Here is a 12,869-nt window from a genome sequence, read left to right as displayed (position 1 = left end):
CAATGGCTCGTCGACCGAAGAAGGACCGTTATGATGTTATTGTCATTGGGGCAGGCATGGGTGGCCTGGGAGCTGCCACCTATTTGGCGCAGCAGGGCTATTCCGTACTTGTCGCCGAGCGTCATTATTATGCGGGAGGTTACGCGCATTCCTTCCGAAGACGTCAATATACATTTGATGCTGCTGTGCGAATCGTCGCCGGAGCTAACGAGCATGGCTTGCTTCATGACCTTCTCTGTAAGGCGGGACTAGGCAATAAGCTGCCGTTCGTTCAACTGCCAGATGTATTTACAGCGATTTATCCCGAGCACCGTTTTACCGTATCCCGTGGGGCTCAGGGGCTTCTCGAAACCTACAGCCAACTCTTCCCGCAGCAGCGGGCCGGGCTCGCGGCGCTGATTCAGGATATGCAGCAAATTTATCATGCCACGATTGAACTGCTGCATGCGCGTGACCCCTTCCATGTCATGTCTAACCAGACCATTATGAAATACAGGTACATGACCTTCGATGAGCTGATTCGCCAGCATTTGACCGATGAGAAGGCGGTGTATACATTTGCCGCGCTGTGGAGCTATTACGGGGCTCCGCCAACCTTGGGGAGTGCGCTGTATTTCGCTTACGCCATTATGAGCTATTTTAATGAAGAGATTTATTATCTGAAGGGTAGCTTTCAGGAGTTGGCGGATGCCTTTGTCCAGCGTATCCAGGATTGTGGCGGCGAAGTATGTCTCAGGAATGAAGTAAAGCGCATCGTTGTAGAAGACAAGCAGGTCAAGGGGGTCGAATTGGGCACCGGAGAATTTGTGGAGGCACCTATTGTTGTATGCAATGGTGACTTGAAGAAGATGGTGCACGATCTTGTTGGCGCCGAGCACTTCCCTTCCCGGTATGTGAAGCGTCTGGCAGATATGACGGTCTCCATGTCGGCATTTGAGGTGTTTATCGGAACCGACCTGCCACTGGAGAATTACGGACTGGCGCATGAGACCTTCATCTACAATCATTATGATTATTCGCAGATTTATGAGAAGCATCGCCATCTGAAGCAGACTGGCGTGGGCGGCTTAGGAGGCCTGGCCATATCATGCCCTACTTTAGCCGACCCGGGGCTGGCTCCTGCGGGGAAACATACGGCCATCTTAACTACACTGGTGCCCTATGATGTAGGTGCAGACTGGAAGGAGGAGAAGCCGAAGTACCAGGAGGCCCTTATCCGCATGGCAGAAAAGGCAATTCCCGGACTGGGAGAGCATCTTGACTTTGTGGAATCGGGCACCCCGCTTACGATGGAACGCTTCACCAATAATAGCCAGGGGGCTACGTACGGCTGGGAGCAGAACATGAAGCAGATGACTTCACGTCCGCAGCATGGAACGGCCATCGGTGGATTATACCTGTCCGGCCATTGGACGGACCCGGGCGGTGGAGTGGTCTCCGCTTTGCTCTCCAGCTATAAGCTATTCCGTAAGATTATGGACGAGTCTGGCGGAGGAGCTGAGGTCTCCCAGCTTATGGCGGGGGCGGGTGAACGGATATGAAGCAAATGGTAGAACCGCTGGAGGATGCTTCCGATATCTCTTCCGAGATTGTACGGACCCGTATAGCGGGGAGTATCTTCTATATTGAGCTTAATCATCCAGCTACCCGGAATAGTCTCGAAAAGGAGATGGCGACTCAGTTGCTGCAAGCCATTCGGGCAGCGAGTGCAAATCCGAAGTGTGCCATTATCGTGTTCCTCTCAACACTGCGTTCCTGCTTCTCCGTCGGTCCTTCTCTTGCTGGACTGACTGAATTATCTCTTCATCCCCAGGGCGCTGCTCTGCTTGGCGATGTGGTTGACGTACTGAACCAAATTGTAATGGAAATTTACCATTCGCCCAAGCTGACCGTAGCCGGTATTCACGGATGTGCTTATGGCGGCGGGTTAAATATCATGCTTGCCTGCGATTATCGGTTGGCTGAGGAGAAGACCAAGCTGATTGAGAACTTTCATTATATGGGATTTACGCCCGATCTGGGAGCAAGTTATTTCTTGCCCCGGTGCATCGGACAGTCCCGGTGCATGGACCTGCTAGTAACAGGCCGGTTGTTCACGGCGAGAGAGGTGGCTGATTGGGGCCTGTTCCATGAGGTGGTTGAGAAGAGGAGTGGTCTGCTGGAACGTATTGATGCCTTGTGCAGCCGTTTTCTGACCGGGGAGGTCCGAAATGTGGAGCGAATGAAGGAACTGTTGCACACCTCTGCTGATACATCGCTGGAAGAGCATTTGGAGAAGGAGAAACGTTATCTAACCGATTGCCTGCGCTATCCTGAAATTACACAACGTCTCAAGCAAGTAGGCATTTGATCTCGTAGAATCGGCAATGCCCGCAAGTACAAAATAAATTTCAGGGAGGCATGGGAGAAATGCATATTGTAGAGAGTCCGAAGCTTCATATCTTGGAGAAGACACCTCAAGAAATATTAAAGCAAGCCCCACCGTTTCTGTTCATCGACCGGGTGCTTCGCTTTGACGGCAAGGAATTGGAATGCGTGAAGCATCTGGCTTACAATGAGCCTTATTTTGCCGGGCATTTCCCAGGGGAACCCATCGTTCCGGGCGTGCTGATGATTGAAATGGCCGCACAAGCCAGTATGCTTCTGTCGATTGCGCTGGAAGGCTCGGAGATTACAGAGCCTCGAATCGGTTATCTGGTACGTACGCAGGACTTCCGCTTCTATAACCCGGGCAGACCCGGGGATAGTCTTCATATTCTAGTGCAGATGAAGGAGCGCGTGGGACATTATCATACGACGAAGGCTGTTCTCATTAACGGACAGACCGGGGCCAAGCTGGGCAAGGGGGAATTAACCTTCTTCTTGCCGGAAGGGTTAGGGTGAGATGATGATTGGAATCGGATTGGACCTGGTTGAGATTGATCGGATGAAGCATATTTTGTTGAGGCAAGAGGACTCCTTCCTGGAGATGGTTCTCTCGGAACGTGAGCAGGAGGCGCTTCGTCAATTCGTCTCCCTACGGCGCAAGGCTGAATGGCTTGCCGGGCGGGTTGCTGCTAAGGAAGCGGCCTCCAAGGCCCTCGGAACAGGGTTAACTGGAGAGATTATGCCTAATAAGCTTGAGATTATTGCCGGTCGTACGGGGAAGCCGGAGCTTGCTTCCTTGCAGGAAATTTGGAGCAACTGGCAACCCCGGATACGCTCACATGTCACGATTACGCATACTCGGCATACCGCAGCGGCAGTAGTGATTCTGGAACAGATGGAGGATGCCATAACCTCATTTGCTCGAAAGGGTGATGCGCGTGGCTTTGCTGCTGGAAGAGCTTTCCACGGTACATTCGATACAAATACCCGCTCCTTATGATATGCGTACCATCAACCTGCATCTGATCCAGAGAGGCAATTCGTTAATTCTGGTGGATGCAGGGGTCAATACAGAGTCATGTTGGGATGGTCTGGTTCAAGGTCTTCATCGTCTAGGTTTTGCGGTTTCCGATATTTCCTGTATTGTGCTGACTCATAGTCACATAGACCATATAGGGCTGCTTAGTCGAATAACATCCCAGGATAAAGTTCCTGTGTACGCCCATCCTGAAGCTTTCCATCGCTTGAACAAGGACCAGGAGTTTCAGGCAATGAGATGGACATTCTTTGAAGAGCTTTACGAGTCTATGGGCTGTGGAGAGCTGGGAAGAAGTACAGTGGAGGGAATGAGGGTAGCGGGGCGAAGGAGGTTAAGCGCTTTGGCAAGCGACAATCTTCATCCAATTCACAGTGGGGACTATATCGCGGGGTTGTCTGTGCTGGAAACGCCGGGCCATTCCCCGGATCATGCCATGTTTATTGATTACAGACAACGGCTCCTGTTCAGTGGAGATATGCTTATTCGTCACATGCCCAGCAATGCCATGATTGAACCGAATCGTATGGGACAGCGTCTGAGCACGCTTGTCCAATACATGGCTTCGCTTGAACAGTGTATGAAGCTGGGTGGAATGACAGCCTATCCCGGCCATGGACAGCCTATCACGGATCTTCCGGCACTTGCCCGGTTGCGACTCCAACGAATTCGTCGGCGTATTCACCGGATTCAGCAATTTATAGCAAATGGCATCTCCGTACCTGTGGAGATAGCCGTGGCATGCTATAAGGAACTGTACGTTAATGATTTCTCCATGGTCATGTCGGAGTTGATCGGGTGTCTGGATTATTTGGAAGCCCATCACCAGGTTACCAAACGGAAGATAGGGACAGTGTGGCACTATCAAGTTACTACTTCCTGTAATAGTAACGTATAAACGAAGCAGCAAGTCCTGGACCATAAAATCCGTGACTTGCTGCTTCGTTATTGTAATGATTCGGATGAGCTTCAACAGTTCACCCTCTACTCGCTGGTAGATAGAGTAACCTGTGGCTGTAACGTAATCTCAAAAGCTCGCCCCCATTTGAAATCCGGATTATTCAGTTCCAAGGATGCACCGGTATAGGTGGCCAGGGTCCAGGTCGATCCCTGAATTTGCTTCACGTTAGCCGCTGCCGAGGTACTATCGATTCCGATGAAGGCCTTTCTGCTCGCCAGAGCTGGAATATGGGCTTGCATCTGTTCTTGCAACATCACAAGCAAATGGCTGTAATCCTCTGGTAAATTGAAGATCAGCATATGCTGATCCGTGAAGTTCTGAGGCATATTGCTATATCGGGCATGGCTTCGGGAATACGCCCTAATCTCGGCGATTGCCATAGCCTTATAATAGTAATCCTTCAGGAAGCGCTTGAACAATAAGGAGCTGTGGGCCTGAAGTGCCTTCTCCAAGGCAGATTCCTGCGTCTCCGTGACAAGGAAGACGTATCTCGCTTGAGCCATCCCCAGGGCGATACCGATCTTGTTGCCTGCGGTGTTCCAGCCGCTATAACCCAGCAGCCGCCCGGTCATAGGCTGCTCCAGCAGAGCCTCAGTCACAGCGGCATTCGCCGCTCCTTGGCCCACAAAATCAATGGCAAGCATGGCCTGCAAGTTATCGCCGCCAGCTTGTACTCGCTGTATGGCATTGCTTACTTCATCAGCGCCCGTAATGGCAATAATCTCAATGTCAGGCTCCTCCGTTACGTGCTTACCCCCGATGATATCGATGTGGCGAAGCAGGTTATCATGCACACTCATGTATTCATAGGGATTGATGATAGTGGAGCCGTCCGGGCCGTAATATTGGATGGAGAAACGACTTTTTCTTCCGTTCTGATACAACTGATTCGCCATTCGGGCGACGAGAGAGTGCCCTAATCCATCCGCATCCGGCAAAATGACCGCCCGGTTCGGATTTTGCCCACCACGCCCATCCAGCTCATGATCAATAAATTGTTCTACGAAGCGAATCTCGTTAATTTGCACCCCCTGCGTATTGGCATCGTCCACACCAATCGCGAGAAAATCGATAAACCCTGGACGGGTCAGCTGATCGAGAATGTAATGATTGGTTTTAAACTTATGCCGCCGGGTGTTGTAATACGCCTCTTTATCAAAATGGGTCGTGCCGTCATAGGGTTCACCCGTGTCCGAAATATTATAGTCTGACAGAATATCGTCAAAGTGGGTGCATGAGCGGCGTGGCCGTCCCATCAACTCACGGGATTCTACATAAGCGTCATAAGTCAAACCCTCCACATAAGTGGTTGTAGCGAGTCTCATGATGGTATCCAGAACATACACAGGCTTGCTTGGATATCGCTGTTTAATCTGGCGAATAACATCAAGCAGCCGGGTAACTGATTGATCATAGTCTGGATAAGCGCCGCTATCACACTCACGCAGGCGTCTACTCCCAATCAATCCCCCGTAAGCCAGCATATCCGCAGAGATAATAAATCCATCCACCGATGCCGCACAGTCTAGAATGAACTTCCTAAGATTTGCCGTGTTCCCATAAATCGGTTCGCGGGTGCTTAGGATTTCCGAGCCTGAGGTAATAGCTACAGTGTCCAGGCCATTTCGAAGATCTTCATTACTCGGGGTAATCAAATGGAGGCCAGCCGAGTAGCCTTGTCTGACAACATCATCCAAATTGACGGGACGATCATCCAGAGGGACATACAATACTTTTTTCATGTGCGGTTTCTCCTTTTCAAGTAGGTAGGCCTTGATGAAGGCCTTCACTTATAAAGGTGTTTTTACCCATTCAAAAACAACCTGACTCCCCAAATTTATTTCATCCCCGCTTAAAACAGCACTAATATCCCGATAACAAACGACCCATATAGTGAAGGTATAGACGTCTAGACCATTAAGGGAAGGAGATTATTTCAACACTTGAACAGGCTAAGGGCATTGCCCAAATATGGATTGCTGGCTCTAGTATTGACGGGGACGTTGTTCCCGATCTATTGGATGCTTGTGATGGCGACGCAGCGGTCGGCGGATGTATTCACCGGCGTTACGCTTTGGCCCAAATCCATCACCTTGGAGCACTTCATCAACATTTTTGCAGAGGATCATTACTTCACTCCATTTATCAATAGCTTTACAGTGACGGCGGTGTCCTTGCTCATCGTGCTGGCCTTTGGGCTATCGAGCGCCTATGTGCTGGGGAGAAAAGCCTTCCGAGTCCCGTTCAAGCGAACGCTGCTCATTTGGATTTTGCTGGTCCGGGTGCTTCCGCCCATCGCCTTTGCGCTCCCGCTTTACATACTTATGAATGATGCAGGGCTGCTGAATACGAAAATTCCAATCATCCTGGCGCATGTGCTGGTGAATCTGCCGTTTGTGATCTGGTTTATGGTGACCTTCTTTTATACCGTGCCGGAGGAGATTGAAGAAAGTGCCAGAATCGATGGGGCTTCCGATTTTCTGGTGTTCTACAAAGTGGTATTGCCCCTGGTATTGCCGGGAATTGCTGCGGTGACCATTCTATCGTTCATGGATTCCTGGAATGAGTATTTGTACAGCGTTATTTTCATTCAAAGCCCAAGTGATTTTACCATTCCGCTCAAATTAGCGACCCTGAACAGTGAACAGGAGCTGACGGAGTGGGGAAAAGTAGCCAGCGGCGGGATTGTATCCATGGTGCCGGTGATTTTGACAGCGGTGTTTATGCAGAAGCATTTAATGAGCGGCCTTACGGCTGGTGCAATTAAAGAATAGGAGATGAGAGAAATGAAGAAAAGTTTGGGAATCGTGCTTAGTGCAGTTATGGCGGTTGGTCTGCTCGCAGGATGTCAGTCCGGCGGACCGGACAAGCTGGTAATCGCAGCAAGGGGAGGTTCGCATGTTACAGCGATGGAAGCGGTGAAGGGAGCATTTGAACAGGAACATAACGTCACCGTTGAAATTGTTGGGCTGGAAGCAGCGGACCTGAAGCAGAAGGTATCTCTGGACGCCAAGAACAAGAAGGGTGCTTATGACCTGATTATGGCTGATGATCCGTGGATGCCTGAATTCAGTGAAGCTGGCCTGTTCGCCAATCTGTCCGAGCTCGATGTAGAGGCGGATGCCGATTTTGAGGAATCTTCATTGGCTCTGGGCAAGCATCCTTATGACACCGGCGATCTGTATGCTCTGCCGTTCGCGGGCAATGTCCAATTGTTCTTCTACAACAAGGAACTGTTCGATAAGCATGGCTATAACGTGCCAGGAAGCTGGGAGGAAGTGCTGAATATGGCTGAGGAGGCCCACGCGGCAGATGGTGTAGCAGGTTACGTCATTCGCGGCCAACAGGGCAACCCGATCGTTTCCGATTTCCTGCCTATCTTCTGGGCTTACGGCGGACAAGTCTTTGACGAGAACTGGAAAGCGCAAGTGAATTCCGAGGCAGGGAAGGATGCGCTGAATACTTATATCCGTCTGCTGGCTGTGGGCGAGAATTATGAGACGACGGACATCGTCAGCTCCTTAGCGGAAGGGCGCGGGGCGATGGCACTAGGCTGGCCTTCGTGGTTCATCTCTGGAGAGACAGCCCAAGCGGACTATGCTCCCATTCCATCCAAAGCAACCGCTAGTGGAGAATCGATGTCCACCGGGATGATCGGGAACTGGATGATGGGGGTGGCAGCAAATTCCCAGAATCCAGAGCTTGCCGCCCAGTTCCTTACCTTTATTACCAGCGCGGAAAGTCAGAAGACTATGGTTGAGCATGGCGGGGTCCCTACTCGTAAGAGCGTTTATCTGGATAGCGAGCTTGCGGCCAAGTATAAGCATTTCCCGGTTCAGCTTGAAGCTCTCCAAAACTCCCAAGCCCGGCCCAGAACGCCGAAGTGGTCTTTGGCAGAAGAGGCACTTGGAGCCGAGCTGTCGGCAGCCATCGCTGGAACGAAGTCGGTAGAGGATGCGTTAGCGGCAGCCAATCAAGCGATGGACCAGGTTATGCAATAAGGAACGTGAACGAAAGATTCTGATGCATATAAAGGAGCGGTATACCATTGGCTAGTAAGCGGCGGTTTCAAGCAGCGATGCTGGCTCCCGTCATCGTGCTCTTGATCGGTTTGACGGTGTTTCCCTTCATCTATACGGTGACGAACAGCTTTACCGATTATTATTATCTGGCCGCGGAGTCCAAGCAGTTTGTTGGCTTAAGCAATTATATCAAGGTTCTGAACGATGACCTGTTCCAGCGGGCTGTCTGGAATACAGTGAAATTCATGCTCCTGGCCGTTTCGATTGAAACGGCTCTGGGGCTCGGTATTGCGCTGCTTGTGGAGAGCATGAAGCGGGGCTTGCGGCTGCTGAGAGTGACATTGCTATTGCCGTCCCTGCTGCCGCCGGTTACGGTGGCGCTAGTGTGGCAAATGATGCTCAGCAATCATAACGGGATCATCAACCATATGCTATCCATCTTCGGCATGGGCCCCTTTAATTTTCTGATGGATATTGGGCTGGCTTTTAATGCGATTTTGCTCATCGATATTTGGCAATGGACCCCATTTGCGTTCTTGCTGCTGTACGCTGCATTGCAAGCCATCCCCAGATCGCAATATGAGGCGGCAAGGGTGGACGGAGCAGGCGGGTGGAAGGTGTTCGCTCATATTACGCTGCCCCACTTATGGCCGGGCTTGCTGCTTGTCGTGCTGCTACGGACAATTGATACCTTTCGGTTGTTTGACAAAGTTAACATTTTGACAGGCGGAGGGCCGGCGAACTCGACTACAACAGTTACGCAATATATTTACCGGCACGGAGTGTACAATTTGCAGTTTGGTTATAGCGCTGCGGCTTCCATCATTATGGTACTGCTCGTGCTGGCCTTCTCCATCGCCTACATCCTGCGTTCCATTCGGGGAAGCCAGTAGCAAGGAAGGTCAATATACTTCAAGGATTAAGGATATGTGATGGTTATGAATCTGGAGCTTGTTATACAGGAGATTGGACAGTGGGTTGATCAGGTGGCTGCTTTTCAACGCCAGGCGGCAGAGTTATCCCATATGGGGGTGCAGGTCAAGAGTGATGAGACAGACTATGTCACCGATATTGACCTTCAGTCGGAAGAGATGCTGATTGATTTCATTCGCAGCCGCTACCCTGACCACAGCATTTTAACGGAAGAGCGAGGCAAGCTGGACGGCGATGCAGACTATTTGTGGTTAATTGATCCGATTGATGGAACAACGAACTACATCCATGGGTTTCCCATGTCCTCCATCTCCATCGCCTTGCAGCATCGGGGGATTTCGGTGGCAGGCATGGTGCATTCCCCGGGAATGGATATGAGATTCCAAGCAATCCGGGGCGGCGGGGCTTATCTGAATGGCCGGCGGCTGGAGGTATCAAGCACGAATGAATTGAAGCATAGTCTGCTGTCGACCGGGTTCCCTAACGGGCTTGGCAAGCAGGCGCTCAATTTGCCTTATTTCAATCGAATGCTTGGCAAGGTCTCCGGCATACGCCGAACGGGTAGTGCAGCTCTTGATCTTTGTTTTGTGGCGGCCTCTTATTTTGACGGCTATTGGGAATTTGATCTCAACGCCTGGGATATGTGTGCGGGTGCATTAATCGCTGAGGAAGCCGGGGGGAAGGTGCAGCGAACAAATATAGACGGCCATGCCCTGACCCTTTGTTGTAATCCGAACCTCTGGGAGGTTCTGCATAAGGAGCTATTGGAGCCTGAGGAAATTTGAAGGAATCGAGGACAAACGTATTGATTGGCTACCAACACATCAAGCAAGAGATCGAGAGAATGATCGACAACCGGTTATGGAAAGTAGGGCAAAAGCTGCCCTCTGAATACGAATTGGCGAAATATTTCAACGTAAGCCGAGAAACGCTACGCGCCGCCATCAAGCTGCTGGAGCAAGAAGGCAAGCTGTTGGTGAAGCATGGCATTGGCACCTTTGTCATTAAGCCCCTGCCCGTCATTCCGAGCCGTCTTGAGGTACTTCAGAGCACAGGCACGATGATTAAGCTGGCCGGTCTGACCGAGGCGGATACCAAAGAAATGATTGGGGAGGTGGTGTGCAAAAAAGAGTGGGCCGATGCCTTGAATATTGCCGAGGATTCCAGTGTGGTGAAGCTGGAGCGAATTCGTTATGCCGATGGAGAGGCGGTGGCTTACTCCATTAACATTATGCCGAAGGAACTGGTGGAAGATGCCTTCGAGCGTGTGGACTTCTCCGGATCTTTATTTGGGTTTCTGGAGGAGACTTGCAAGATTCATATCGCCAGGGCCGATACCGAATTGCTTGTACCTCTCAAGCAGGACAAGTATGTCAGACGATTGCAGGTGGATGAGGAAGTGGACACCCCCGTTATTTTAATGAAGCAATTGCACTATGACGAGCGGAACCGAGAAGTGTTGTATTCATTTGACTATTTGAGAAATGATATTTTCAATTTCTGGATTCGCAGGGAACGGAAATAAAACAACCTTTCAATCCGAAGGAGTGGGTTATGATGAGTAAACAACGGTTATGGAAGAGAGCCGCATGTGCGGCCGTACTTAGTGCAGCCGTCCTATGGTCTCCGACCCCAGTTAGCGTGATGGCGGAAGCTCCGTCATCAATTAACCCCAACTCGTATAAGGCATTTCATGATACTTATGATGAGCAAGACCCGGACCAGAAGTTTCTTCGGGCGCTGGATACCAGCTTCTACAATGTAGAACTCGACATCATGGTCGACTCCGGCCATAGCACCTATTCTGGTCCACAATATCCCGATTATTTGCAAGGCCAGGTCAAACTGTATGTCAAGCACGATGCTGCTGCACAGCCAAATACCCGAAATCTTTATCAATATTTCGAAGAGGTTGTAGCCCAGATTGAACGTAATGGCGGAAGCGTACATGGCGATGGTCAGAGTATCGTTATCAATCTGGATATGAAGACCGCGAACAGCCCGGATTATGCGAAAATTGCCCGCTCGCTGCAAGCGATACTTGAGCATTACGGCCCGCTGATGACCTCCGGGAATGTTGGAGATGCGGGCAGCTATACCGAGCGTGCGATTACGGTTTGCCTTTCCGGCTCCGAAGGTCTGAAGAATGCCTATTTTGATTACATCTCCGGCACGACGGGGACACTGCTGGCCTTCAAGGATGAGGTATACAGTGTATCTGACGGACGGCGGGGCAATGCGGCGGATTATTTCCCGAACGATGCGGATATTTATCATCGCTTCTACGCCATTCACTGGAAGCATATCGAGAGCGGCTTCGACCTGCTAACTCCGGGGAATTGGTCTCAGGATGAGGAGAAACGTCTGGAGGAGATGCTCCGGTTGGCGACGGACAAAGGGTACACGCTCCGCTTCTACAGCCTGAACGGCAACGAGGGAGCTTGGCACTATAAGTTCCCGAATGGGGATGGGGAGGCCGCGCAGCGCTGGACGCAATTTGCCTATGTGAATCATAAGCTGGGCACTCGCCATTTCGTGTCGACCGATTCCTATGAAGCGATGACTCAGGTGTTCGACCGTTTCCTGGTGCCACTAAGAGACTACAACTACAAGGTCGAGAAAGCAGGAGGTACGCAGAACGGCACTGACGTTTCCGTTTCTATAACGAGTGACAAGCGCGTGGTTGAGGTGCACAAGGCAGAGGGGCCACTGAACAACAATCTGTGGTATTCTGTCGGTCATGTTCAGAACGATGGATATATCCAGTGGGTGACGAACAAGCGGATTGATCCGAATGGCAGTAACAAAAACGGTATTCAGCCGCATAGTGATGTAACTGGCATCAATGGCCAGCAGCTTGTTGTACAAGTCAATCAAACGGATGGGAATGGCTCAGGCTTATGGGCTAATATCGGACGGCTGGAAGCCGACTCGACAATTACATGGATGACCAATGAGCGAATTGCCATAGGCGGCCAGCACACGGAAGGCTCCTGGCCTCACGTAGCCATTGAAGATAATCGCATCGTGCTCGTTTATTTGAACGGAGGCAAGCTGCAATATCATGCAGGTGTGATTAACTCGAGCAACTACCAAATCGAGTGGAATCAAGCCGGGTCGGTTCATGATCAGACAGCAGAAAGACCGGACGTCGCTTACCAGAACGGTCAACTCGTTGTGGTATATCAGAGTAATGGACGGCTGAATTACACATTAGGTGCCTGGAATGGCAATGGTCCAATAACCTGGGGCACGACCGGAGATATGCAAGGGCAAAATGGCCATGATCCAACGGTTGCGTTCATAGGAAATGATAAGGTCATTGAACTGCATACCAGTGAGAATACCGGCTTGATCTGGTATAACATCGGCGAGGTTCGGGGAAATGCCATCGAATGGATTCACAATTATATTTGGGATTCCGGCAGTTCCTCCAAGCCAAGCGTGGACTACCATGCACCTAGCAGCACATTGATTGATCTTCACAAGGCAGGAACAAATGATGCGCTGTGGTATAACAGCGGGAAAATTCATTTGCCTTAACCTGAGC

Annotated in this window: 12 protein-coding genes; 11 read left to right on the top strand and 1 reads right to left on the bottom strand. The window is 50.8% G+C overall.

Annotated elements, in window-relative coordinates; all coding sequences use genetic code 11:
• Positions 1–2: 2 nt before the first annotated feature.
• From BN3279_RS02060 to BN3279_RS23295, 5 genes are read left to right on the top strand one after another with little or no spacing between them, the layout of a single operon-like run.
• Entirely contained in the window at positions 3–1,541 is a 1,539-nt protein-coding gene (locus tag BN3279_RS02060; protein ID WP_059048994.1) for a phytoene desaturase family protein, read from the top strand.
• Entirely contained in the window at positions 1,538–2,350 is an 813-nt protein-coding gene (locus BN3279_RS02055) for an enoyl-CoA hydratase/isomerase family protein (protein ID WP_059048993.1), read from the top strand. The genes BN3279_RS02060 and BN3279_RS02055 overlap by 4 nt, the downstream gene beginning before the upstream one ends.
• A 59-nt stretch (positions 2,351–2,409) precedes the next feature.
• Positions 2,410–2,883 (top strand): 3-hydroxyacyl-ACP dehydratase FabZ family protein, encoded by a 474-nt coding sequence (locus tag BN3279_RS02050; RefSeq protein ID WP_059048992.1) that lies wholly within the window; start codon positions 2,410–2,412, stop codon positions 2,881–2,883.
• 1 nt (position 2,884) lies between these two features.
• On the top strand, positions 2,885–3,367 hold the full coding sequence (gene acpS / locus BN3279_RS02045; RefSeq protein ID WP_059048991.1) for a holo-ACP synthase: 483 nt from the start codon (positions 2,885–2,887) through the stop codon (positions 3,365–3,367).
• Positions 3,300–4,301 carry an MBL fold metallo-hydrolase gene (locus BN3279_RS23295; RefSeq protein ID WP_082672884.1) on the top strand — a complete coding sequence of 334 codons (1,002 nt, stop codon included), beginning with the start codon at positions 3,300–3,302 and terminating at the stop codon, positions 4,299–4,301. The genes acpS and BN3279_RS23295 overlap by 68 nt, the downstream gene beginning before the upstream one ends.
• Before the next feature lie 86 nt (positions 4,302–4,387).
• Here BN3279_RS23295 and BN3279_RS02035 read toward each other — a convergent pair whose 3' ends face one another.
• Entirely contained in the window at positions 4,388–6,106 is a 1,719-nt protein-coding gene (locus BN3279_RS02035; protein ID WP_059048989.1) for a DUF4127 family protein, read from the bottom strand.
• Between the two features lie 201 nt (positions 6,107–6,307).
• On the opposite strand from BN3279_RS02035, the gene BN3279_RS02030 reads away from it, so the two are divergent.
• The 6 genes from BN3279_RS02030 to BN3279_RS02005 are packed head-to-tail and all read left to right on the top strand — an operon-like array spanning position 6,308 to position 12,862.
• Positions 6,308–7,138 (top strand): carbohydrate ABC transporter permease, encoded by an 831-nt coding sequence (locus BN3279_RS02030; protein ID WP_232436731.1) that lies wholly within the window; start codon positions 6,308–6,310, stop codon positions 7,136–7,138.
• A gap of 12 nt (positions 7,139–7,150) precedes the next feature.
• Positions 7,151–8,365 carry an extracellular solute-binding protein gene (locus BN3279_RS02025; RefSeq protein ID WP_059048987.1) on the top strand — a complete coding sequence of 405 codons (1,215 nt, stop codon included), beginning with the start codon at positions 7,151–7,153 and terminating at the stop codon, positions 8,363–8,365.
• 47 nt (positions 8,366–8,412) lie between these two features.
• The gene (locus BN3279_RS02020; protein WP_059048986.1) at positions 8,413–9,279 is read left to right on the top strand and encodes a carbohydrate ABC transporter permease; all 867 of its coding nucleotides are present in this window, start codon (positions 8,413–8,415) and stop codon (positions 9,277–9,279) included.
• A gap of 39 nt (positions 9,280–9,318) precedes the next feature.
• Positions 9,319–10,104 (top strand): inositol monophosphatase family protein, encoded by a 786-nt coding sequence (locus tag BN3279_RS02015; protein ID WP_059048985.1) that lies wholly within the window; start codon positions 9,319–9,321, stop codon positions 10,102–10,104.
• On the top strand, positions 10,101–10,844 hold the full coding sequence (locus BN3279_RS02010; RefSeq protein ID WP_316245740.1) for a GntR family transcriptional regulator: 744 nt from the start codon (positions 10,101–10,103) through the stop codon (positions 10,842–10,844). The genes BN3279_RS02015 and BN3279_RS02010 overlap by 4 nt, the downstream gene beginning before the upstream one ends.
• A 32-nt stretch (positions 10,845–10,876) precedes the next feature.
• Positions 10,877–12,862 carry a PI-PLC domain-containing protein gene (locus BN3279_RS02005; RefSeq protein ID WP_059048984.1) on the top strand — a complete coding sequence of 662 codons (1,986 nt, stop codon included), beginning with the start codon at positions 10,877–10,879 and terminating at the stop codon, positions 12,860–12,862.
• Positions 12,863–12,869 lie beyond the last annotated feature (7 nt).

The sequence above is a fragment of the Paenibacillus senegalimassiliensis genome, assembly GCF_001486585.1.
Classification (GTDB): domain Bacteria; phylum Bacillota; class Bacilli; order Paenibacillales; family Paenibacillaceae; genus Fontibacillus; species Fontibacillus senegalimassiliensis.
The sequence above is the reverse complement of the archived record's forward strand: the minus strand, read 5'-3'. Positions and strand labels throughout refer to the sequence as shown.

Coding starts and splice junctions, on each gene's coding strand:
- BN3279_RS02060 (WP_059048994.1), top strand. CDS start 3: ATGGCTCGTCGACCGAAGAAGGACCGTTATGATGTTATTGTCATTGGG.
- BN3279_RS02055 (WP_059048993.1), top strand. CDS start 1,538: ATGAAGCAAATGGTAGAACCGCTGGAGGATGCTTCCGATATCTCTTCC.
- BN3279_RS02050 (WP_059048992.1), top strand. CDS start 2,410: ATGCATATTGTAGAGAGTCCGAAGCTTCATATCTTGGAGAAGACACCT.
- acpS (WP_059048991.1), top strand. CDS start 2,885: ATGATGATTGGAATCGGATTGGACCTGGTTGAGATTGATCGGATGAAG.
- BN3279_RS23295 (WP_082672884.1), top strand. CDS start 3,300: ATGCGCGTGGCTTTGCTGCTGGAAGAGCTTTCCACGGTACATTCGATA.
- BN3279_RS02035 (WP_059048989.1), bottom strand. CDS start 6,106: ATGAAAAAAGTATTGTATGTCCCTCTGGATGATCGTCCCGTCAATTTG.
- BN3279_RS02025 (WP_059048987.1), top strand. CDS start 7,151: ATGAAGAAAAGTTTGGGAATCGTGCTTAGTGCAGTTATGGCGGTTGGT.
- BN3279_RS02015 (WP_059048985.1), top strand. CDS start 9,319: ATGGTTATGAATCTGGAGCTTGTTATACAGGAGATTGGACAGTGGGTT.
- BN3279_RS02005 (WP_059048984.1), top strand. CDS start 10,877: ATGAGTAAACAACGGTTATGGAAGAGAGCCGCATGTGCGGCCGTACTT.